Raw genomic sequence first — 24,891 nt, 5'->3', positions numbered from 1 at the left:
TTTTAGTTTGCTATTTCACCTAATATTGGAAACTCGTCTATCTGATCTTGATGATAGGTTACAAAAGCCTTGTCTTCCGTAAATGTTCTGCCATCAAAACTTAGTTCATCATACCTGCCCAAGCGTACCATATCGAAAAAACGCTTTCCCCATTCCATTGAAAGTTCTGCATATTTTTCATCCACGATCTGATCAAGGGTAACACCACTTAATGGAGCCATATTTGCTCTTGCCCTTACTTGGTTTACCGCCTCATCTGCAGTCATTACAGAATTATTGGCACCTTGAACTAGAGCTTCGGCATACATTAGCAATGTTTCTGAGTAACGAAAAACAATGTTGTTCTTGTTACTGCCATAAGCCGTACGGCCAGGTATTAATTGATTGGTAGGTAAATAGTGTTTTCCACTTGAAAATATGGAACGAACCGTTGAAGTATTTTCATCACCATCCCTGGTAATGGGAGATACAAATGAAGGTAGGGTTTCTGCGGTATAAGGCGTAGTAGCGATCAAACTGTCAATACCCTTTTGACTAAAGAAAACCGAAGTTTCCAGACGATCGGTCTCGCCCCTGTCCAACATGAATTCTATATATTTTAAGCTAGGTTCAAAGAATCCCCAGCCATTACTAGAACCATCAACCTCCGGATTCCATGAGTTTGGACCATATGGAGCGTACAAGTGGCTTACCCTATCACCCTCACCATTGCCAAAATCCGAGTATTGAAATTCAAATAAGTTTTCGTCGCTTAGTTTACCGGGAGTTTTAAACAGTTCGTAATAATCTGGGAACAAACTGAACTTGCCAGAAGCAATAATTTCACCGGTCGCATCCGCTACGGCTTGGTAGTTTTTTAGTTCTTGATTTGCCTCTGCCTTAATCATTAAAGCGGTGTACTTGGTAACGCCGCCAGGTAGGTCAGTTCTTTCATTTGGCCTTAGGTCAAGCAAGAACGGAATTGCTTCGTCCATTTGATCAGAAATGTGTTGCATAACTTCATCTTTACTAGGTACGGATGTTACGTCTGCAAAATCATTTAAGTTTGATGAGGTAGGAATGAATACCGAACCATACACTTGCGATAGTTGAAAAAGCAGCACGGCACGTAAAACTTTTGCCTCGGCGATATATTGATTGCCTAAAGCGATGCCCTCATCATCTGCAAACTCCATATATCTTTCAATCTGCTCCATACCCGTATGGGCACCAATGATATCGCCATAATACGTTTCCCATAAGGTTCTTGATCCAAAGAAGGAGTTGTCGTACACATAGCGGTCTTGATTTTTTAGACCTTGTTGGTCACCCGCTGCGTTGACATCATCACCTCTAGTGGCTACCACTAGTGGCTGTTCCCAACCTCTATCTGCAACAGATTGGTAAACTCCGATCAATGAAAAAATCATATCATCGGTTTGGGAGAAATCGGTTCCTCCCGCAAAATTATTATTCAGTTCCGGTTGATCCAGATCGTCTGAACAACCTATTAGTACAGTACCTAGAAAGGCTAAAAGCACTGTTAGTTTGTTAACTTTTATATATTTCATAGCTGTATGTTTAAATTTTAATATTTACGCCAAAGGTGTATACACCAGGTATAGGATAGGTCTGTGTATCTCTACCATCAGAAACTTCAGGAGTAAATCCGTTATAGTTGAAGAATGTCAATGGACGCTCTGCGGTGATATAGAATCTAATATCAGGATTGAATTTGCTATTAAGTTTTGGTAGCGTATACCCTAATGTTACGTTCTGTAGTCTCACAAAATCTCCCTTTTCAACAAAAAAACTGCTTAAGAACTGGTTGCTCCAAGGGTTTCTGATTCCTCTTGCCGATGGATAGCTATTGGTGCTACCAGCACCGTTCCATCTATTTACGGCGAAATCTCTATCTATATTGGCATCTGGTGTCTGGCGAATGGCAAAACGTTTTTGGTTGGCAATGACATTACCGCCTTGACCAATTACATTTAAATTAAAATCCCACGCTTTATAATTCATTCCAAAATTGAATCCGAAAGAATAGGTTGGAAGATATGAGCCAAGATCAACTCTATCTTGGGCATCAATTACCATATCTCCGTTTTGATCAACGAATTTTAAATCTCCTGGCGCAACGGTTAAACCATTGGCAATTGCAGCTTGTGCCGCAGGATCCGATAAAATTTCTTCATCGGTCTGGTAAACACCGTCTACTTTTAATCCGAAGAACGGATTAATGGTGCCGCCAACAACTGTACGTTGGGCGGTGTCGCCACCAGAAGTTAGATTTTCTTGTCCCGCTAAGTCTAATACCTCATTATCAAGAGTTGAGAAATTACCCCCAACACTAAAGCTAAAGTTGTCCGATACTTTCTGATTCCAATTGGCAACTATTTCAAAACCGGAGTTTCTAATTACGCCCACGTTCTGCCTGGTTTCACCTGGTACTAACAATCTAGATACCGGTATAACCGCATCACGAGTTTCCCTTACGTAGTAATCAGAATCGATCGTTAATTTATTATCGAATAATCTGGCGGTTAAACCTACGTTGGTTTCTGCAGTAACCTCCCACTTTAGGGCTTCAAAATCACTGCTGGTTACTAAGCCTGGATAACGAACATCACCAAAAGCGGCATCTACCTCTGTTGAGGTAATACCACCGGTACTGGCTGCAACGTTTGCATTACCTAACTCACCCCAACTGGCTCTCAATTTTAAAAAATCAATAACGTTACTGTTCTCCAAGAAAGATTCTTCGGAAACCACCCAACCCACACCAACGGTTGGGAAATAGCCCCATTTCTCTTGATATTTGCTTGTTCCGTCAGCTCTAAACGTACCATAGAGCAAGTATTTGCTATCAAAGTTATAAGCAATTCGCCCAAAGTATGAGAAAAAATATTGTCTAAGACCATCATCACCTACGCCATCTACATCAATAGTCTTTGCTAAATCCAAGAAATAAGATTCATCGCCAATACCGGGTCCATTGGGAAAGTTAAGTCCCTTAGCCTCTAATTGCTCATAAGAACGGTCTCTGTAAGAAGTACCTACCAATGCCGTTAGGTTATGTTTGCCATAACTATCGTCATAGGTTAATGTGTTGTCCCAAGTTTGCTCGGAGAAAGTTTGGTTTCTTTTTACTAACTCGGCATTTTCCCTAAATGCGTTACCATTTCCAAAAAAGTAAGGTAAGCGTACCTCTCTAGTTTCTGTAGTCTCAAAGTTGTGGTAAAAAGCAGTTTTTAGAGTTAATTTATCCGGAACTAATTGATAGTTTAGGTCAACCGTAGTCAAGGTATTTCTGATCTTGTCTCGGTTCTCGGTATTTTCCATTATAGGAAAAGGATTCTGCGTACCTCTGTATCCTAAATCTTGTGCATTCGCATAAGGTTTAGGATATGCATCTGTTTTAGAAGGATCTAGTACAGGCATTGTAGGCGTTGCATAATATGCCAAAGCAAAAGCCGTGTTTTCCGGTCTATAACTTGTAGCATTGCTAAAAAGGGTAGAGATACCAATATCTAAGCGATCGGTAATATCCACATTTACCTTAGACCTAATATTGAACCTTTGGTATTCATTCTTCATGTTCAAAATACCTTCTTGTTCAAAGTAGTTTAAGCCTAATGAATATGTTACGGATTCCGTACCACCGGCAACACCAATACTATGGTTCTGTTGTAGGGCATGACGCAAAATTAAATCGTACCAATCTGTGTTGACATCTGGTACATTAGGGTTGATTCTACTTCTTCCATATCGTTGTATGGCATTTTCAATAGACTGTGCCTCGGCAGCAGAACCAGATTCTCTTGCCAAGGTGGCAAACTGTTCACTGTTTGAAAGTGTAACCACATTTTGTGCTATTTGTACCCCTTGGTAACCATTATATGTAATTTCTGGTTTTTGGTTGATTTTACCCGATTTGGTTTCGATCAATACTACACCATTAGCGGCACGTACCCCGTATATTGCGGAGGCAGAGGCATCCTTAAGAACAGAGATAGTTTCAATATCCTCTGTGTTAAGAAAATCGATGTCATCGAAAAAGGTACCATCAACTACATATAGTGGGTCAGATGCGCCACCTACGTATGATCCAATACCACGAACCCTAATTGTTGGTCCTGTACCGGGAGCTCCGCTACTTACTACCTGAAGACCTGCTACTTTACCCTGTAAGGATTGCATGGCCGCACTCGTTGGCGTTCTAGTGATATCTTCTGTTTTAATGGTCGTAATAGATCCAGTAAGATCTGCCTTTTTCTGAGTACCGTAACCCACGACAACCACTTCATCTAAAGTTTGAGAATCTTCAGATAAGCTTATGTCAATAGTTGATTGACCGTTCACCAAAATTTCTTGGGAAGAGTAGCCAATGTAACTGATGACAAGAGTACCATCACTAGGTACATCGTTTAAAATATATAGACCGTCAAAATCAGTTTGGGTTCCTGTAGTAGTACCTTTAATTATAATACTTGCACCAGGTAATGGTTGACCACCTTCGTCAATAACAGTTCCCGAAACCGAAATTCCATTTTGCGCAAAAACCGCCAAGTGGGTCATTAAAATGCAGAATGTTAAAAATTTGATTTCTATTTTCATAATTGTTTAAAAATTGAGTTGTAAAATTATCAAGTTGTTAATTTTGATAGCAAGTTATCAAAACAAGGAGCAGTTAAATTTTATTGAACTACATAAAAAGTACATCAATAGTGTGTAGTGCGTGAAAAGCCTTGATTATGGGGTTTTGCAGTAGTAAATGTGTTAATGGAAAAGTAAAAATTAACGTTTTGATGTAGTAATGATGTAGCTAATTAACGCATTCTTAATACGAGTGGTGGTTGTAAAAACCATTAATTGATGTTTTATTTAAATTTAATGAGGTAATTAGATAGGTTTTGCGAGCTGTCTATATTCAATTTTTTGCGAAGACGATATCTATGGATCTCAACACCACGAACAGAAATACCCATTAATGGAGCAATCTCTTTTGTGGTATGATTCATTTTGAGATAAGCACATAATCTTAAATCCTTGGGTGTTAATTTTGGATATTTCTTTAAAAGATTTTCAAAAAAATCTTCATGCAGTTCTTTAAAACTTACTTCAAAATGTTTCCAGTCTTGGTCTTCATCCAAAGAGCTATCAAGTTTTTTAGATAGCGACTTAAAGCGCTGTTTGTTGCTAAAGGCTTCTTGATTTAATGCAATCATATCTTTTAGCTCTATGATCAATTCGTTTTTTTTGGCAACACTCATTGTGGTTCTTGCCAGTTCTGTCTGTTTTCTCTTAATTTCTTTTTCTAATTTTTCTTTCTCTATTTGTGCCAAACGTTCATCTTGTTCCCGTTGCATTTGAACCTTTAGTTGGTTATGCTTTTTAGCCAATTTTTGCCTGTTGTACCAGCGGACTAAAAGAATGGCCGCAATAATCAATAGTAGATAGCCCAATAAACTCCAATTGGAAAAATACCAAGGCCTCAAAATTTCAAATTCAATAATCTTTGGGGCAGATAGTTCATTACCAATACTAACGGTATGAACTTTTAGCGTGTAATCTCCAAAGGGTAGGTTTTGAAGTTGAATTGTACCATGATCTAAATAGTTAGACTGATCAATTGTGCCCGTAAGTTCATAGAAATAGGTATACTGTTTAATACTGCCAGCGGAGACATTAATAAGTAAAGATTTGGATTTGTTAAAGGGTATTTTAAAACTTGAATTATTTAATAGATACGTTTCATTTTCATCTTGAAAAGAACTTAATCTGGGTATTGGTAATGCTACATTTTTTAATTCATTTTCAAATTTATTCAAGTTAAGTTTTCCAAAACCGTCGGTAAGGGTAAAGTAGTATATGGAATCATTATAGTTTACTATGGTTTCCGTTTCTATAGCAAGTCTTTTTCTAAGAAGGGCATCATCTAATGTAAATTGATTATCACCAAGGTCTGTATGAATAATTTTTTTCTGATTATCATTATCAAAAAACCAATAACTTGTTGAATTATAGTTGACAAGATCCATATTTACATAATCTTTAAACTCTTCAAATTCAGATATAATATCAGCTATTGGATCATATTTGAACCAATTACCTTCACTAGATAGTATAATTTGGTTTTTAATATTGTACAATTTGATATTGTAAGTGTTGGGTATGGCACCAGTTTTAATTTCTGTTGTTGCCAGCACTTTTGTGTGCGTACCGTTCATGGTTATTTTAAAAAGCCCCTTATATGGATGTGCCGCCCATAAAGTTGTAGCGTTTTCAAAACATAATTGCTTTACGGGAAAGTCAATGCCGGTAATACGGCTGGTGATCCAATTTCCGTTTTCCCCCTTTTTAAAATTTGCTAAACCGGTATATGTACCCTGAATATAAGAAGATTGTGTTTCAGGTATTTTGGCTATTTGATATCCCCCGGAAATGTCGGACACTTTGTTGAGCTTATCATTTTTTAAAATAAAAGTACCTGTGTTATGACCACAGAATAAATCTCCGTCTATAATTTCCAAATCCCAAACATGCCCCTGTGATCCTGGTACAAATTGCAACTGGTCATCCTTAAAATGATAAATACCGGTATTACTGCCCAAATATAGCTCGCCCTCATGGTCTACAAGATCATATACGGTACCTAAAACACCTGAATGGTCGGTATAATAAGTAATAGGATTTTTCAATTGAATTTTATCTATACCATTATCTAGACCCAGCCATAATTGTTCTTTATTATGCAGCATGGCCAAAACGGTATTGTTCTGCAGTCCCAGTGCTTTGTTGAGGTTTTGAAAGGTATTGTGCTTAACATCATAAGTGTAGATGCCGTTCTTAATAGTGCCAAATGCAATTGTATTTTTGTCGAGAGACAATACTTTGTTTAGTTGGTTGTCTTTCAACTCGTTGTTTATTGAGTCGTCCAATGGAGCTATTAGACCATTGTTGAGCATGTAACAACCATTAAGTTTGGTGCCGATAAGTAGATCGTCTCCAAAGGAAACCATATCTACAATAGTTTTTCCTTCCAATATTTCCTGAGATTCCAAGGGAGCAAGTGTATTGTCTTTAATACGATATAATCTACGTTGTTCACCGGCAACAATAATCTCCTTTTTATACTTGGCAATATTTGTAACAACAAAAGGAGCATCTAAAACTGTTATTTCATTGTTTCGGTAAATATATACGGTTGAAAAGGACCGAAAAATGATGGCATTGTTAAGAGGTATTATTTGCCAGAACTCCTCGTTCGTAAATTCGTGTTCTTTTATTAAATGGGTTAAAGAGGTGTATTCTAATGAACCGTATAGATTCATTTTCCAAAAACCGAATTCTTCATAAGAGCCGGTATAAATTTTTCCATTTACATATGCAGTTGAGCGTATTATCGTTTTATTGGGCAGTTTGTTTAGTGTCCAAGTTTCGCCATTAAAGTGAAGCAAGCCTATGTTGTTTGCCACATATAATTCACCGTTCTCATCAATAGTTAGTCCCCAATTTTTACTAGCGGCATTGTATTCATAGCTACTGTAATTCTGAATTGGAGGGGAAAGGCTTTGCCCATTACTCCACAAAGGAATAATGCACAAGGTGATGATAAGAAGTAATCTAGTTTTCATCTTTTAGATAAACATGTTAATAAGGAGTCATTAAAGGTAAGTTAAACCAACTTTCAATAAAACTTAATGAAAATAATATAAAGTTTAAGGGTGATAATTTGAAATTGGACAAAAACGCTTTAGGAGAATTCACTGCATAAAAAAAACCTCTGAAATCTCAGAGGTTTTTGTTTTAGTAGCGGGGACTGGACTCGAACCAGCGACCTTCGGGTTATGAGCTCCTCGTATGGAAAATTCCCAACGGTTTTATTGGGCTCAACCGCTATTAAATTATAAAATCGTATGCAAAAACGTATGCAGTTTTAGTTTTCTGATTATTAATAAATTCTTATTGCAATTTAGGTAAAAAAGAAATTGGTGTTCAGATTATTTTAATTCTTTTAAATTCAATTTTCATTTCAGTTTTAGATTTAGAAATAGTTCATTTGTCTAAAATTAGCACATCGTTTAGTATGAGCTCTAAAATTTAGAGTGACCGATTTGTATTTTTCTCTTAAAGAAATTATTAAAATGTGTGACCTCCCTAAGATTTAGTTTTATCGATACTTTTGCACCCTTGCATCTTCGATTACCCCGTTCCAATTCAACCCAAAAGCGAAATCGTAAGCATTTCCGTCAGCATCGGTATAGGGTTGCATATCCCTCGGTACATCTTCAAACTGAGCTTCTACAGTAAGCATATCAGCAGGCATTTGAAAAGGTAATAAAGCAGAAGGTTCTGCAGCACCCGTAATGATTTCCATTAAGGCTTGATCTTGTACACCCATATGAACCAATACAGCAGAAGCACTACCTTCTATCTCTGAAAATACCATTGGTTTTGCTACTTTCACAGATACAATTACAGGTTTGTCTCCCATTTTTGCTTTTGTATCGTTTACCAATTGCATATCGGTCGTATTAATGGTCTCTACTGATTTTCCTTTATAACTTCTATTGGTAAAGTCTTCTAAAGGACTACCTCCTGCCAAACTTACTTCCCTTGCCGTATCAGCTGTATACGGGCTATACTGTAAATTAATAGGAATGTACCCGTTACCGCCTTTTTCTAGGTCTGCGTCATCATAACCAACCCCGCCATCAGGACTTGTAATGCCTACAAGGGCAAAATCTGCTTTTTCCGGAGTGTTTACGATATCGAAATACTTTGCCACTACCTCCATATTAAATGCGTCTATGGTTTTTGGCTCTGTGGTCACACCCCACCAATTTGTAGTTGGCGCAACGTATCGCTGAGGAACATAAACTTTTTTCTTTGTTTTTATCGGTAAGCTCTTGTTACTATTCTTGAGCATAACGATAGATTTTAATTGTGCATCAAAACCAGCTGTCATGAACTCGCTATTGCCTACAATTGTTTTTGTTTCTTCAACATCCAAATAGGGGTTCTCAAAAAGTCCTACTCTAAAAATATTGGTTAACAAACGAACAGCTGATTCCTCAAAACGAGCACGCATGGCATCTTCGCCCAATTCGGCAACCCCGATTTTATAGGCTTCCAAAACTGGAGCCATATCATTATTCCCTCCAAATTGGTCCATACCAGCATCTATAGCTTTATAATGACGTTCCGCAACTGAAAGGCCTTCAACACCAAAAGGTTTTCCTTCAAATTTTGATACGGAGGTTATATCTCTCGTAATGCCCCAATCCGTACATAATACGCCTTCGTAGCCATACTTGCCACGTAAAACTTCTGTAATCAAATACTTATTATATCCATTTGCAACCTTTTCACCTTCCCCAGTAGAAATTGTGTAATAAGGCATAACGGCAGAAGCCATTTTTGTAGGGCCATCTAACTTAAATGCACCTTCGGTAAAAGGCTTCAGATGGTCTTTTATGTTTTTTCCAGGATAAACGGCATATGCTCCGTATCCAAAATGACCATCACGACCTCCTTCTTCAGGTCCACCACCGGGCCAATGTTTTACCATGGCATTTACACTTTGCATGCCCCAATCTCCGCCATCGGTAGACTGAAATCCATCTACATAAGCTTTTGCCAAATCAGTTGCCAAATCAGGATCTTCACCCATGGTGCCATCAAAACGGCTCCAGCGTGGTTCTGTAGCTAAATCTATTTGTGGAGATAATGCTGTGGCTATACCCAAAGCTCTATATTCCTTTGAGGCGATTTCGCCAAATTGCTTCATTAACGCTGGGTCAAAAGTTGCTGCAATTCCTAAAGTCCCTGGCCACATGGAAATATCTCCACCGGCACCTGCATTAAATTCAGCGTAGGAATCACTACCGTGTCGTGGATCTGAACTTGTATTCACAGGAATTCCCAAATAAAGACCTTCTGCAAAAGCTTGGGCATTATTGTTCCATTGGGCGGAAACAGCAGGAGACGCTACCGAAGTAATCAATACGTGGCGTAGATGGTCATCGGTCAAAAATTTCTTCTGCTCATCCGATAGGTCGCTGGCAACCGCACCACTTTCTGTAAACGATTTTCCGCCGTAAGTTGATGAACCAAAACCACGGCTTCTTCCCGGTAAAGATTGGTGCGAGCTGTATAACATCAAACCAGCAATATCTTCAAGGCTCATTTGTTTTGCTAAATCTTGAGCACGTTCATTTACGGGTAAACGCCAATCTTCATATGCATCTAAGGTTCCATTTTTATTAAGGTCCTTAAAAGCATAACGGTCTTGGGCAATAATCTTGACACCAGAATCTGCTGAATGACCTAAGGTTGCGCCTTCTTGATTACTAACAACTGTTATTCCGTCCTTAACTTCTGAAGTATATTTTTCTCCACAACTGCTTAGCGCCATGGCACTAACGATTGCTATTGTAAATGCCAGTTTTGTTCTTTTGATTTTCATTTGTTTAATTTCTTTTTACGATTGCGAATAATTCTTTATCTAATTGTGGTTGTACTTGGCAGGTATTGTCAAAATGCATAGTTGCCGTGTTAGAAACATTATATGCTGGCCACTCTGGCAAATCTGCATGATTAGGGTTTCCTGTTTTGGCAAAATTAATCCATGATTGGCTCATCTTTGCAGCTAAAGTATGTGCTTCTTGTCCGCCACCCGTCATTTGATTTCCTAATGCGATATTATCAAACATAAAAGGAAGCTCCATACAATGCAATGCTTTGTATTTTCCATCAAAAACAGGAGACTGCCATGTAAATAAATACATATAAACCGGAGCGCCGTCTTTCAGCGCAGACTTTGCATTCGCTTCCGCAACCGCACCTGGTCTGAACATGGTATCTACATCCAATAAATCTTTAGCAGCAGTATCATCAGGGTATGCCTTCCGAACCGCTTTAACATAGTCATCTGCCTTGTCTTTGTACTGTGTTTTTATATGCTCCATAATAGCTTCATCCGAAGCACCCATAAATCGCATATTCATAAAAGGTGCAAATTCATTTTTAGCTGTACCGAGAAGAAGCGGAATATCTTTTGATAGCGCAAGAGCTTCATCCGAACCTAATTGATACGGCAAATCGACACCATCTCTGCTAGGTCCCCAATTCAGACCAAAACCAATAACCGGTTTTCCGGCAGCTTTCATTTTCTCTGCAACTTTTTTTAAGGCTTTTCCACTTGCTGCAACTAAATCTTCAAAACGAATGTTTTGAATACTATCAATGGTATTCTCATCCAATCCTAAAATGGAAATGGTTTCTTTGGCGATATCTTGAGTATCTTCTTTTTCTAACATAGCCGTTCTAAAAGAACCACTTTGATTAACCGCTTTGTGAAATAAACCTTTCGCTTTTGGCATAGCCATAAGTGTGTTTACTTTAGCGCCACCGCCAGATTGGCCAAAAATAGTGACGTTATTTGGGTCGCCGCCAAAGTTGGATATATTGTCTTTTACCCATTCTAAGGATAGCACTAAATCTGAAATACTATTGTTGGCTGAATTCTTATACTTTTCGCCGTAAGCGGATAAATCTAGAAAGCCTAAAACGTTTAACCGATGATTGATAGAAACCACAACCACATCGCCTCTCTTACTTAAATTTTCGCCATCGTAAGAAGGCAATTCGTGACTTGAGCCAGTCGTAAAGCCACCACCGTGAATCCAAAACATTACAGGTCTTTTCTTGCCATCATCAATGCTCGGCGTCCACACATTTAAGTTCAAACAATCTTCATTTGGAAAGCCCCAGTCATGGTCAAAAACAAATTCGGATTCGTCTCGAACCGATGTTGTTGGCACTTCTAAAGGAGCTACTGGCCCGTACATCGTTGAACTTCTTACCCCTTGCCAAGCATCGGGTTTTTGTGCCGCTTCAAAACGTTTAGCGGTTCCATAAGGAATTCCTTTGTATGTAAAAATTCCGTTGGTAATATATCCACGGACTTTCCCAGAGTTAGTCTGGGTTACCGCAACATTCTTTCCGGTCTGGACTTCTGATTGGGCAGTTAGAAGGCTTACAACAAGTAGCATTCCTACAACAATAATATGGGTAATCGATTTTTTCATTTTCTTGTGTACTAATGTTAAGTTTATATAATTACCAAATATATTCTTTGATCTGTTTTAAAAGTTTTAAAATCTGTAACCGACAAAAGAAGTGCCTTAAACGACGGATAGCATTATCTTCTTCTGAGGTTGGGAGAACCATATTTTCCGTTCATATGCTACACAAACGAATCCTAACTTTAAATAACTTTCATATCGATATCTTAAAAAAAAATGAGTGTTTTCTTGATTTATTTACTTACTTGTAGAGACATTCTCAATAATAGTAGCATACCCCATGCCTACACCAACACACATGGTAGCCAAACCATATTTTCCTCCGGATCGAATTAATTCGTTCGTTGCCGCTTGAAGTATTCGTGTACCAGACATTCCTAAAGGGTGACCAATAGCGATCGCTCCGCCGTTAGGGTTTATTCTTGGGTCATCATCTGCTAAACCTAACTCTCGTGTACAGGCTAGCGCTTGAGCGGAAAAGGCTTCGTTGAATTCTAATACATCCATGTCCTTTAATTCTAAACCTGCTTTTGCCAAGACTTTTCTAGTGGCGTAGACAGGACCAATACCCATTATTTTTGGTTCTACACCCACTACAGCTGAAGCTACTATTCTAGCTTTTGGCGTGAGATTGTATTTTTTCAAGGCATCTTCTGAAACAACTAACATGGCTGCCGCACCGTCATTTAATCCTGATGCATTACCTGCGGTTACCGTTCCATCTTTTTTGAAGACGGTTCTTAAAGTGGCTAATTTTTCTACCGTTGTACTCGGTCTTATGAATTCATCTTGACTCACGATAATTGGGTCTCCTTTTCGTTGCGGAATTTCAACCGGACAAATCTCTTCCCCTAGAATTCCGTTTTGCTGTGCTTTTGCAGCTTTCATTTGAGAATTATACGCGAATAAATCTTGGTCTTCCCTGCTTATGCTAAACATCTCGGCTAGATTCTCTGCGGTAATTCCCATGGCATCCGTACCATACATTTCATGTAACTTTTTATTCACAAAACGCCATCCAAAGCTAGAGTCTTCCATTTTAGAATCGTTACCAAACGCTATAGCTGACTTTGAAATCACCAAAGGTCCTCTAGACATGTGTTCCATTCCTCCGGCAATAAATACATCGCCATCGCCAGCTTTAATAGCACGATTTGCTTGCACCACGGCAGACATACCTGATGAGCATAATCTATTGATCGTTTCACCTGGAACGGTATATGGTAATCCTGCCAAGAGTAGCGCCATACGTGCCACATTTCTATTGTCTTCCCCGGCTTGATTATGGCATCCTAGTATAACATCATCAATCGCATCTTTGGGTAGATTCGGATATTTTTCGAGTAAGGTCTTGATGGGAATTGCTGCCAAATCATCTGCTCTCACTTGTGCCAAAGCACCTCTAAAACTTCCTATTGGAGTTCTTATCGCGTCAACTATATATGCTTCTTTCATTTTTCTACTGTAATTGTTTAACAAATTTGGCTTCGGTTTTTTCACGTACTTCTTTCAAGGTACTACCTGGTAAAATCTCTATAAGGGTCAACTGCCCGTCAATAAATTTGAACACGGCCAATTCCGTAATCAACATATCTACACAGCTAAAATCCGTAATGGGTAACGTGCAATTTTCAACTACTTTTGAACCGCCGTCTCTATCCGTATGACGTAATGTAATAATTAATTTTTTGGCGCCCGATGCTAAATCCATCGCACCGCCTACACCTAACAAAGGTTTTCCGGGTACGGACCAGTTGGCCAGATTTCCTTGCGCATCTACTTCCAATCCGCCCATGATGGCCACATCAATATGCCCGCCACGAATCATGGCAAAACTATCGGCACTATCAAAATAACTGCTTCCAGGCAAAGCCGTTACTGGAACTTTACCTGCATTTACAGGATAATACATAGCGCCGCCACCATCTTTTGGTTCGGGGCCTACACCTAGCATTCCGTTCTCGGTATGAAGAATGATGCCGTCTTCTGGTTTTATCAAATCGGCTACTAAAGTTGGGATGCCAATTCCAAGATTCACCACATCGCCTTTTTCCAATTCCGCAAACGCACGTTTGGCCATATTCATCCGTTTTTCATCAATTACTTTTGACGAACCTACCGATGCTGAAGAACCCAAATCTTCTTCTGTTAGTTTTCGCTCCACCAAATAGTCTACAAAACAACCTGGAGTATGAATCTCATTAGGGTCAATTTCTCCATTAGGAACAATTTCTTGAACTTCGGCAATTACAATATCAGCAGCTGTTGCCATAGCTCTATTGAAATTTTGTTCCGTCATGCGGTATTGCAGATTTCCTGCCGTATCTGCTTTCCAAGCTCTTATGATAGCTACATTTCCTCGAATACCTTCTATAAAAACTTGCTCTTTTCCATTAAGCATTTTAGTTTCTCGTCCTTCAGCGATTAAGGTTCCTGCCGATGTGGGCGTATAAAATCCCCCAATACCTGCACCTCCGGCTCTAATAGCTTCTGCTAATGTACCTTGAGGCAATAATTCATATTCCACACGGCCTTCTTGTGCCGCTAAAACGGCTTCTCTATTCGAAGTGAAAAAAGAGCCGATCATTTTCTTTAATTGTCCATTGTTCAACAAGCGACCACCGCCCATATTAGGTTCGCCTACATTGTTGGCGATAAAGGTGAGGTCTTTGGTCTTGGTCTTTGCCAACTCATGAATGATATTCACGGGGTTACCTGTCATACCAAAGCCACCCCCTAAAATGATGTCGCCATCTTTTACTAAACTTGCTGCTTTTTCAGCACTTATTATTGGAACTGTTTTCATTGGGATTTAATTTTTAAACGATTCAAACGGTAGCCCTACATAGTTCTCTGCTATGGTGGTTTTATATGCTCTAGATACTTTTAGATAATCAAATTTTGCTTTTTGTAAGCGATAGGTAAATGACCCATGAGCGTCTTGTTTGTGAAATAATTTAGTCATGAAATTCGAAAAATCCTGCGCTCTCCATATTCTACGAAGGGCATCATTGGTATAAGTGTCCAGTAACGTTTCAGAATTCGTTTTATAATAGGCCACAAAGGCGTCAACCATATGTTTTACATCGGCAATGGCCAAGTTCATTCCTTTACCCCCTGTTGGTGGAACTATATGTGCAGCATCGCCAGCCAATAATAATCTGCCACTTCGTAAACTATCAATCATATGGCTGCGCATAGGCGTTATTCCTTTTTCAAAAATAGGACCCTTTTTAAGCTCCCAACTAGGTGTAGCTAATCGCTTAGATAATTCACTCCAAATTCTATCATCAGACCAATTATCTACCGATTCATCATTGTCTACCTGAACATATAATCTACTTACGGTCTCTGAACGTAAACTATGTAATGCAAAACCATTCTCCTGATATGCATATATTAATTCATCTGTTGAAGGCGCTACATTTGCCAATATTCCCAACCAGCTGAACGGATAGGTAATATCATAGGACTGGAAACTTTTCTTTGGCAAGGTCTTACGTCCAATGCCATGAAAACCGTCACAGGCCGCCACAAAATCGCATTCCAGAATTCCTTCTTCGCCGTCTTTTTCAAAATGTATTTTAGGACGCTTCGTATCAAAATCTACTATTTTTGTCGCCCTGGTTTCAAAGTGCAGTTCTCCGCCCTTTTGCAACCAAGCATCCGTAAGGTCTTTGGTAATTTCCTGCTGACCGTAAATAGTTATGGTTCTGCCGCCGGTCAATTCGCCAAATGGTATATGAACACGTTCCTCATCAAAACTAAGGTATACGCCATCATGAACAATGCCTTCTTTTTTCATTCGGGCATCAAGCCCCAATTCCTTCAAAATATCTTTGGTGTTCTGTTCTACCAAACCGGCACGAACCCTACCTTCAACATATTCCCGTGAGCGTAGTTCTATGACTACGGCATCTATATCGTGTTTTTTCAACCAATTTGCCAAGACTATCCCCGAAGGTCCGGCACCTATTATTCCTACTTGTGTTTTAATATGTATCATCCGGTTAGTATTCTATTCCTAAATCTGTAAATACTTCTTCTGCCGAATGCATGGCATCGTTGGCTGCGGGTAAACCACAATAAATTCCTGATTGTAGAATCACTTCTTTTATTTCATCTTTGGTTACACCATTGTTGAATGCCGCTTTTACATGCATTTTAAACTCCGCTTTCTTATTGAGCGGTATCAACATGGCAAGGGTTATAAGGCTTCTACTGTGTTTAGGCAAACCTGGTCGGGTCCAAATTTCTCCCCATGCATAGTGCGAAATAAATTCTTGAAAATCGGTGTTGAATTCATTCTTGTTTCCGTTGGCCCTATCCACGTGGGCATCACCTAAAACCGTTCTACGTACATGCATACCTCTATCAAAAGTATCTTCGCCGACTATAAAATTGATAAGCGTTTCAGCGTAATATGATGGTAATTCGGTGCTTGGCAAATGTCTGGCATGAAATACTTTTAGCTCAGCACCTGCTATTTCTTTTTGCATGATTTCGGCTTGGACCACATTGGTAACGGCATCTTCATCACCTGTAATGATTAAAGTCTCTAGCTGAATTTGTTTAATATCCGCCCTAAAATCGGCATTACCTATTGCAGCACAACAGGCGGTATATCCTTCTGGTCTGTTCGCCAAGAATATTTTTTTCATTTCCGCTACGCGGGATGGATGCGTTTGGTGATAGCTTTCGGTAAACCATTTTTCCATTGTGGCATCTACGATAGCTTGCATGCCTTGTTCATTGATGGTTTCAATACGGTCGTTCCATCGTTCTACAGTACCAATCTTAGCATCTGTATTACTGATAATGAGTTTGTACAAACGGTCTGGATGGTTGATGCCCAAGTACTGACCGATCAACCCACCCATGGACAAGCCGCAGAAATACACTTTATCTATTTTTAATGTATCCAAGAGGTCAATTACATCGTGGCCCAATTGTTCTATTGTGTAGGGTCCATCCGTAAGTTCGCTTTGCCCATGCCCCCTTGTATCATATTGTAAAACCCTAAAATAAGGTAGTAAATACGGCACCAATTCATCCCACATGGTTAAATCTGCCCCTAAAGAATTAGAGAACATCAGTACGGGACTGTTGGGTGTTCCCTGTAATTTATAGTTTGTTTTCATAACCTTATGAATACTTTTTTAATATGTTTTCTGTCCAGACCACACTATTGCCTATGGCATTATCAGGTTTGAACAAATCTTCTATAGATTCTATTTGTGGGTGCATTTCTTGCACTACCTCTTTTAAATGCTTTTGTTGTTGCAAAGCCAAGGTACACGCCTTCTTTACCGATTCGTGCGCTTGCATTTTTCCTAAGGATTTTGATAGATACAATGACACCTTTTCGGCATAAATGAGTCCGTTCGTAATCTCTATATTCTGGAGCATCCGGTCTTTATTAACTTCTAGATTCGTTATTAAATCGACTGACTTTTCTAAAGAACCGCCAGTTAAATTCATGAGCTGCGTTAATGTTTCCCATTCCGCATGCCAGAGTCCGGCAGAACGTTCATGTTCTTGGGGCATAGCGGTAAGCATGGTAGCCACTAAACCGGGTGTGCGGGTGGCGTTGCTTAAAATAAGTGCGCAGCCAACAGGATTGCGTTTATGTGGCATGGTACTGGAACCGCCTTTGCCTTCTTCGGCACCTTCAAAAACCTCCCCAACTTCTGTTTGCATGAGTAAGGAAATATCCTTTGCTATTTTACCCAAAGAACCTGACAGAACTCCTAAAACAGAAGCAAATTCTGCTAAGGAATCTCGCTGTGACTGCCATGGAAAAGATGCATTCAAGTCTAGGTTTTTCGCGAAGGCCATTTGAACCTCTGTTGTGATATTAGCATTACCGCTGCCTACGGCGCCACCCAACTGAATATAAAACAAACGACTTTTTAGTTCGTTCAATCGTGTTCCAGTGCGCGAAATACCTTCTAGCCATCCGGCAGATTTCATACCGAACGTCATGGGTTTTGCTTGCTGCAACAAGGTTCGACCCATCATAATCGTGTGCACATGGTCTTTGGTGAGTTGTACCAATGCATGCTGTAAAACTTCTAATTTGCCCTCTAACCAAACAACGTATTCCTTAATCGTTAGTATTGTTGCAGTGTCTATTATATCTTGACTGGTAGCTCCTAAATGCACATATTTAGAAGCTTCAAAATCACGATTTTTAATGGCCTTTGTTAATTGCTTTACTAAAGGAATGGCAACATTACCTCCCAAAACAATATCAGATTTTAAAGCATTAATGTCAATAGCATCTACCACACAACATTCTGATATTATTTTTGATGCCGTTGATGGGATCAACCCTACCTCAGCTTGTGCCTGTGCCAAGGCAGCTTCTACGTTTAAAAGTTTGGTGACGGACTCGCGATCGGAAAAAAGTTCAGTGAGTTCATTGGCGTAAAAAGTCTCAGTGTAGAGCGACATGTACTGCTATGTATTAAATTTCAAAAAAAACGGTTTCATTGGGGCCCTGCATGTGAATATTGAATACATAAGAATCGCCTTTCTTCTCCGCGATCAACGTGTGCTTTCTATCGGTATCAACAGCATTTAAATTAGCATCCGTTTCATTAAGTTGCTGTTCATCGGCAAAATAAATACGTGTATATGAATGCAATAATTGACCACGCATAAATAGTATTACATGAATAAATGGTGCCTGACCATTAACCGATTTTGGTTTTATTGTCTTAAAGGTAAATGTATTTCCTTCATCCGTACCCGAGCCGTAACGTCCAAACAATTTATGCACTCCGTCATCCTGCCAAAGTTCTATCATCGCATCATCTACGGGCTGTGCATTACCATCGTAAACGGTACCCGTTATGGTAATGGTTTCCACATTATCCAACCCTTTTACCATATCATGGTCTACCCAACTATCAAAATCATAGCCATACTGTTGTGGCGTTAACCCGTAGGCAAAATAAGGCCCTATAGTTTGTGAAGGAGTCTGTTTTTTAACTGCTGATGTCTTCATACTTGTTTACAAATTTTCAAATGGGGTTGCATTTTTTCCGCGTAAAACAATATCGAACCGATAGCCCAGTGCAAAATTGGCCTCGGTAACCGAAAGGTCAAAAGCTGATACTAACAGCTCCCTGCCTTTTGGGGGAACAGCCTTAAAAATAGGGTCATGCTCAAAGAGCGGATCGCCAGGAAAGTACATTTGGGTAATCAACCTACTGGCAATATCACCCCCGAACAACGAAAAATGTATATGATTCGGTCGCCATGCATTGGGGTGGTTTCCCCAAGGGTAAGCACCCGGTTTTATGGTGTAGAATTTATAATAGCCATGTGCATCTGTCATACAACGTCCCGTACCTAAAAAATTAGGGTCCAAGGGTGCGTCATGTTGATCAACCTTATGTACATAGCGTCCAGCAGAATTTGCCTGCCACAACTCAATTAACGTATGTGGTAAGGGGTGCCCATGTTCATTGGTGACTTTGCCATGCACCACAATACGCTCGCCAATAGGTTCTCCATCTTTTACAGAATTCTTGGTAAGATCATGGTCTAAAGCCCCTAATTTAAAATCTTTAAAAAGCGGACCTGATAAGGTAATGTCTTTCTTTTTAGGGACGACCAAGGGTTGCAATGGCGCTCTTAAAATAGTCGATTTATAAGCTTCGTCTAAATAGGGCGGTTGTACTTCGATATCAAATTTGGAGTCCGTTGTAATGCTCATGTTCAATGTATTAAACTACTGTCTTCCAAAGCTAGTACAAGTAACTTTTAACCCTTAGGACAATTTTAAATAATAGTAGGACAAAATAAACATTATCAATACCTTAAAATGTTTAAATAAGACAATATATTTCATTAAAATACTGTAATACATTACTTTATACTATATTTAAAACATAATAACATCAGTTATAAATAAACATAATGAACGATTTACTACGTTATAAGGGATTGTACGGCGAGCATCAACAGCCTTTGGTGACCGACTTTATACATATTGAACCCTTAGAGGATCGCAGTAAAATTTATGAATGGGAGATTGCCGAGCATATTCATACAGATTTGGTGCAGTTGTTTGTCATAGAAGTAGGTAGCGGTTTTTTACTTTCTGAAGGTAACCGTATTGAACTTGCTGCCCCCTGCGTGGTTACGGTACCTGCCAACGTATTACATGGGTTTCATTTTGAGCCTTCTATTATTGGGGAGGTCATTACCCTCTCCGTATCTTTTTATGACACACTTTTACAGGATAAAGCCAGTATAAAAAAGCAGAGTAACCAATTGAACTGTTTTTCATTTTTAGGGAACACCACTACTTTTTCTGATGTGCGGTACCTTAAAGACAAAATACAAAACGAAATTTTTGAAGATGCTCCAGAAAAACTTTTAGCTTTAAGAAGGTATTTTGAATTGGTGTACCTAGCGCTTTTTCGTGAAAAATTCAGGAATACGGCAGATGCCTTACTTTCTAATAATAAAAACTTGGCGTATTATCAGCAATTTCAAGAATTGATACGACTACATGCACAAAATCTGCTGAGCATAAAGAAATTTGCCGATGCCTTGGGGATTACCCAAACCCACCTCAACCGTGTTTGCCATACCGTAACCGGAAAATCTGCCCTTAAAGTGGTACAAGATTTTACCATGAACGAGGCTAAAAAATACCTGCTTAACACCTCATACTCCATTGCCGAAGTAGCTTACTTTTTAAATTTTAACGACCCTGCCTATTTTAGCCGCTTGTTTAAAAAGCGGGTGGGCGTAGCACCTGGCGAGTTTAGGAAGGGATGATTTTTGGTTGGTGGTTTTTTTTACGTTTTCGCATATAAAAATTAGACGTTAACAAGCACTGAACTTTAAGTTAAGTACAAAGTTTGATACGGGGAATACCTTTATGTTTTTTCGTTAAGCTTATTTATAATTTACATTGTTAGGCAACGCTTTTTTATCCATTTCTTCAATTGGAACACTTGCTTTTGAATTAGAAATCAAAACAGCATAGTCTAAATATTCGGTCGTGGATTTTCCTTTAACTAAGTCTCCATTTGATTTCTCATCCGTCATAACGATTTCCATTAAATCTGGAATTCCGTCAGCATACGGTGTTTGGGGTTGGTTTAAACGAAATAGCGTAATGTCTGAGATTTTGCTTTCCTTTAGTTTGTCAATTCCAAGAAAATACTCTTTTTCATAGTCGCCAATTCCATAGCCCCCCTCCGTGTTATATTCTTTATAATTTCCATTATCGTCTAAAACCCTTCCCCAAGGTACCATGCTTTCTGTTAGATAACCAATGACCGATAGTAGTCTATCTCTCCCAATAATTCCATTTTCAATTAATTGAACAAAAAAAGAAGGGTTTTTTCCTTCCCATTGTTTTTCTATATGAAAAAAGCCAAATCGGGCAAACTGTGGTTTTTTATCAAATTGGTAGTAGGTACTTAATGCTACGTAGTTTTCAAACATTAGCCTTTCTCTCTTCGTAGAATTGTCAAAGTCTACAAAAGTTTCTTTTAGGTTTTTTATGATGTGCTCAAAACTAAATTTGTCTGCAATACTATTTTCAAATTCATTTCGGTTGTCTTCATAATCTTGAACTAAATTTTCTAAAACTTTCTTTGAAAACGTTGCCGTAAATGGAAAAAAATTAACAGTATCGTTTGCAGTCATTTTAGCTAATGCCAGTACTGATGCCCTTGTGTGCATTTTCTGGTCTAACAATTCCAATAAATGCTTAGCGGTAAATTTATAGCTTACTAAAAGATCAACACCTACAACCTTAAGTTTATTCTTTGCAGGTAAATTATCATTTAGAGTTTTAAGTTTTTTCCATTTAGTATAGGTAGCAATGCTTTTATCCTGTGGTATTCTATTTCCATAATGCACTACCAATTCTTTTAATAAAATGGTATCTCCGGTTTTAAGATACTGGTTAAAGTAGTGGGCAATGCTGAAATCTGTTTCTGGCAGATAGTATTTTATGGTACCATCTTTGGTTAAGGATTCTATGAGTGCAATTTCTGTGGTTTCGGTTTTTTGGCTACCGTGATAGGCTCCAAAGCCAATGAGCTGAAAATCTTTTTGCGGAAATTCAAACTCGGTTTTTGTTAGATCAAATCGGTTTTTTTGCAAGTAATCACTTTTGGTTTGGGAAAACCCTATGACCCCTAAAACCGTAAAAATAAAAGTGTATATGTTCTTCATTTTTTTGCTTTTGTTAAAGAGTATGCTACGATGAAAATGTTACAAACTGCAATGAAATTTATTACATATTGTTCTTTAAAACTAAAATTCTTATCCGCTTTTGCGTGTTACCGGTTATGGAAATAGAAGGGGCTTTATTTTGCAAATGGAAAATCAAGGATTATCAGCAATTTCAAGAATTGATACCACAACATGCACAGCACCTGCTGAGCATAAAGAAATTTGCCGATACCCTAGGGATTACCCAAACCCACCTCAACCGTGTTTGCCATACCGTAACCGGAAAATCTGCCCTTAACGTGGTACAAGATTTTACGATGAACGAGGCTAAAAAATACCTTTTGAATACCTCATACTCCATAGCCGAAGTAGCCTACTTCTTAAATTTTAACGACCCTGCCTATTTTAGCCGCTTGTTTAAAAAGCGGGTGGGCGTAGCACCTGGGGAGTTTAGGAAGGGATGATTTTTGGTTGGTGGTTGTTTTTATCGGTATTGTGTATGGAACGTAGACGTTTACCAAGTCCTAAGCTTTAGGATAAATATAAAATTTGATACGAACCAAAACTCTTGACTTTACTATTATTTAGCCTATTTTTTATACGCATGTTATCTGCTGGATTTATTCCATACCTAATAAAGATTCCTTAAAATTATCTAATGTTAATTCTTCATCTTTATGTTTATCCAATAAATCGTTATGGTAATCCACAATTGTTGAAATTTCCAAAATTGCTTGTTCAATTGTAGATATTCTTTCTTCCGTTCCAAATTCCATCAATTTTCTAATGAATATGTCCAGATAGTTATGAAGGTGTTCAATTAAAATTTGAGTGTAAGTCGGATATGAGCCGGAATGTATTATTAAACTTCTAGTTCTGTAAATTCTTCTTAAGTGCCAACTAATTTTGGTGTAATGCCTGTCCAGAACCTTTTTTATATTCTTAGGACAATTAAACATTTTATGTACGCTAAATATTCTGTTTTTTAAGAGAGGAAAATCCTCTAATTCATTGTATAAATCTAGACGGAGAGATTTATTTTCATCAAGAGTCGTAAAAGCAGCTATTGAAACAATTTCATTTGAAGAGTCATAACCTTTTGCTTTTTTTATGGCTTTATCAATATAAACTGAATCCCAACTTTTTAAATCCTCATTTAATTCCACAAATTGTTTTTCAATATAATTAAGCTGTAAAAAAGGTATTAGTTTATCGCAAATCTGAACTATTCTGTCTTTATTAGATTCAGAGGATTTTGGAATTAAGGTTTCAAGAGCTGCCCATAAATCTAACATTTGATTTTCAGTAGCTGTTGCTGTAAGTGCAGCACTATGTAAATCTATACTTCTTGAGAATCTATATGTTGATTCTCCATTCAATTTAAATTCAGAAAGTACTTTTTCAACCGAAGTGGCAGCTATGTTAGGATATTCATCATATTTTGTTTTTAGAATAGATTTAATTGGTTTATCTATTATTACAACATAGTTATCACTTTTCCTTGATACCACGCTAATGTCATTGATTTTAGGTTTTTCCTTATGATGAAAGAAGTTAAAAAGATTAGTTGCTTGACCTAAAAATTTCTCGATGTTTTCTCTTGCAGAATGATGGTCCAATCCTTTTACATTCGAACAAATGATAAAAGATTCATTATCTTTTCTACTGTTTTTAAATGCAAGGTCTTGAGGGATTTTTGAAAAACAATTGTATGTTTTTGTAACTACAATATCGTGTTCATTCAAAGTAGCTTTGAATTCCCTGAATAAAATACTTCCGATAAAAACTACTATATATTCGCTCGGTTCAAAATTGAATAAATCAAAAAAATCATTCAGTTGTTCAGTTTTTGAAATCTCTCCAACTTTAGTTGAATCAAAAAAGAAATGAAAATTTTGATAATCAATATGATTAGGATGATAGCCATAGTTGATTAATTCAGTCAGATATGAACTAGTTAAGTTTCTAATTTTATCCTTTTCATTTCCATCTTTAACAAGTCTAGTCAAAGTTAACTTAAGTTGCTCCAAATATTTACGACTACTGAAATGATTATAAATGAACTTAATAATATTTTCAAGAGCATCCAGTTTTATTTCGTTAGGCTTTATTTTACTAGTATAAAATTCAAATTTCTTACCTAATATATCCTTTGCAGCTATATCTTTATCCAAACTCCATTTTAGCTCCTCTAGAACAGATTGTAAATTCTTTTTTGGCATATATCCATTCCTAACTTCATCAATTGTATTTAGACACTCAATACATAGAAGTCTACAATTGAGAGCCATAGGTTTGTACGAGTCAAGAGTATATTCAAATAACATTTCATCAATGGTTTGAGCAAAGAATAAAAGACCTTGAAGGTCTTTCAGGTTTTTCCAATGTGATGATGATGTCTTTCTCATATTTATTTTGAGCTTGATGGTTATGTTAGGCTATATGCAATCATACATAAACCATATTATAAGCCATTCTATTTTCTAAAGCAATAGAGGGAAGTATGCTTTAGTATTTATTGGAAAGATAAATAAACTTAATGGTACTAGATTACGGGAAAGCGTAAAAGGTTGGTTGTTAGTTGCTGGTTGCTGGTTGTTGGATT

The 24,891-nt window shown here is 38.0% G+C and carries 16 protein-coding genes; 2 read left to right on the top strand and 14 right to left on the bottom strand.

What is annotated here, in order from left to right; all coding sequences use genetic code 11:
* Positions 1 to 2: 2 nt before the first annotated feature.
* The 12 genes from YQ22_RS05035 to pcaH form a co-directional block, all read right to left on the bottom strand.
* Positions 3 to 1,550, bottom strand: a complete 1,548-nt coding sequence (locus tag YQ22_RS05035) for a RagB/SusD family nutrient uptake outer membrane protein (protein WP_071340308.1) — start codon at positions 1,548 to 1,550, stop codon at positions 3 to 5.
* Between the two features lie 10 nt (positions 1,551 to 1,560).
* Entirely contained in the window at positions 1,561 to 4,599 is a 3,039-nt protein-coding gene (locus YQ22_RS05030) for a SusC/RagA family TonB-linked outer membrane protein (protein WP_071340307.1), read from the bottom strand.
* Positions 4,600 to 4,862: 263 nt separating this feature from the next.
* On the bottom strand, positions 4,863 to 7,619 hold the full coding sequence (locus YQ22_RS05025; protein WP_071340306.1) for a helix-turn-helix and ligand-binding sensor domain-containing protein: 2,757 nt from the start codon (positions 7,617 to 7,619) through the stop codon (positions 4,863 to 4,865).
* A 536-nt stretch (positions 7,620 to 8,155) separates the two neighbouring features.
* Positions 8,156 to 10,453, bottom strand: a complete 2,298-nt coding sequence (locus YQ22_RS05020; RefSeq protein ID WP_071340305.1) for a glycoside hydrolase family 3 protein — start codon at positions 10,451 to 10,453, stop codon at positions 8,156 to 8,158.
* 4 nt (positions 10,454 to 10,457) lie between these two features.
* Entirely contained in the window at positions 10,458 to 12,077 is a 1,620-nt protein-coding gene (locus YQ22_RS05015) for a carboxylesterase/lipase family protein (protein WP_071340304.1), read from the bottom strand.
* Between the two features lie 234 nt (positions 12,078 to 12,311).
* Positions 12,312 to 13,529: a 3-oxoadipyl-CoA thiolase gene (gene pcaF, locus YQ22_RS05010; protein ID WP_071340303.1), complete on the bottom strand. Its 1,218-nt coding sequence runs from the start codon at positions 13,527 to 13,529 to the stop codon at positions 12,312 to 12,314.
* 4 nt (positions 13,530 to 13,533) lie between these two features.
* Positions 13,534 to 14,880, bottom strand: coding sequence for a 3-oxoacid CoA-transferase (locus YQ22_RS18895; RefSeq protein ID WP_083414192.1), 1,347 nt, complete (start codon positions 14,878 to 14,880; stop codon positions 13,534 to 13,536).
* 6 nt (positions 14,881 to 14,886) lie between these two features.
* Positions 14,887 to 16,080 carry a 4-hydroxybenzoate 3-monooxygenase gene (locus YQ22_RS05000; protein ID WP_198033517.1) on the bottom strand — a complete coding sequence of 398 codons (1,194 nt, stop codon included), beginning with the start codon at positions 16,078 to 16,080 and terminating at the stop codon, positions 14,887 to 14,889.
* A 4-nt stretch (positions 16,081 to 16,084) separates the two neighbouring features.
* Entirely contained in the window at positions 16,085 to 17,215 is a 1,131-nt protein-coding gene (gene pcaDC / locus YQ22_RS19310) for a bifunctional 3-oxoadipate enol-lactonase/4-carboxymuconolactone decarboxylase PcaDC (protein ID WP_071340302.1), read from the bottom strand.
* 4 nt (positions 17,216 to 17,219) lie between these two features.
* Entirely contained in the window at positions 17,220 to 18,530 is a 1,311-nt protein-coding gene (gene pcaB, locus YQ22_RS04990) for a 3-carboxy-cis,cis-muconate cycloisomerase (protein WP_071340301.1), read from the bottom strand.
* A gap of 13 nt (positions 18,531 to 18,543) precedes the next feature.
* Positions 18,544 to 19,086 carry a protocatechuate 3,4-dioxygenase subunit alpha gene (locus YQ22_RS04985; RefSeq protein WP_071340300.1) on the bottom strand — a complete coding sequence of 181 codons (543 nt, stop codon included), beginning with the start codon at positions 19,084 to 19,086 and terminating at the stop codon, positions 18,544 to 18,546.
* 6 nt (positions 19,087 to 19,092) lie between these two features.
* Positions 19,093 to 19,800 (bottom strand): protocatechuate 3,4-dioxygenase subunit beta, encoded by a 708-nt coding sequence (gene pcaH / locus YQ22_RS04980; protein WP_071340299.1) that lies wholly within the window; start codon positions 19,798 to 19,800, stop codon positions 19,093 to 19,095.
* Positions 19,801 to 20,003: 203 nt separating this feature from the next.
* On the opposite strand from pcaH, the gene YQ22_RS04975 reads away from it, so the two are divergent.
* Positions 20,004 to 20,873 (top strand): helix-turn-helix domain-containing protein, encoded by an 870-nt coding sequence (locus YQ22_RS04975; protein WP_071340298.1) that lies wholly within the window; start codon positions 20,004 to 20,006, stop codon positions 20,871 to 20,873.
* Positions 20,874 to 20,993: 120 nt separating this feature from the next.
* Here the strand turns inward: YQ22_RS04975 and YQ22_RS04970 are convergent, their stop codons facing one another.
* The gene (locus YQ22_RS04970; RefSeq protein ID WP_071340297.1) at positions 20,994 to 22,286 is read right to left on the bottom strand and encodes a hypothetical protein; all 1,293 of its coding nucleotides are present in this window, start codon (positions 22,284 to 22,286) and stop codon (positions 20,994 to 20,996) included.
* A 116-nt stretch (positions 22,287 to 22,402) separates the two neighbouring features.
* On the opposite strand from YQ22_RS04970, the gene YQ22_RS04965 reads away from it, so the two are divergent.
* Positions 22,403 to 22,750 (top strand): helix-turn-helix domain-containing protein, encoded by a 348-nt coding sequence (locus YQ22_RS04965; protein WP_071340296.1) that lies wholly within the window; start codon positions 22,403 to 22,405, stop codon positions 22,748 to 22,750.
* A 156-nt stretch (positions 22,751 to 22,906) separates the two neighbouring features.
* Here the strand turns inward: YQ22_RS04965 and YQ22_RS04960 are convergent, their stop codons facing one another.
* Complete coding sequence (locus tag YQ22_RS04960; protein ID WP_071340295.1) at positions 22,907 to 24,694, bottom strand: hypothetical protein; 1,788 nt, start codon at positions 24,692 to 24,694, stop codon at positions 22,907 to 22,909.
* Positions 24,695 to 24,891: the final 197 nt, after the last annotated feature.

Source organism: Maribacter sp. 1_2014MBL_MicDiv (assembly GCF_001865655.1).
GTDB classification, from domain to species: domain Bacteria; phylum Bacteroidota; class Bacteroidia; order Flavobacteriales; family Flavobacteriaceae; genus Maribacter; species Maribacter dokdonensis.
This window is presented reverse-complemented; position numbering and strand designations above follow the sequence as displayed.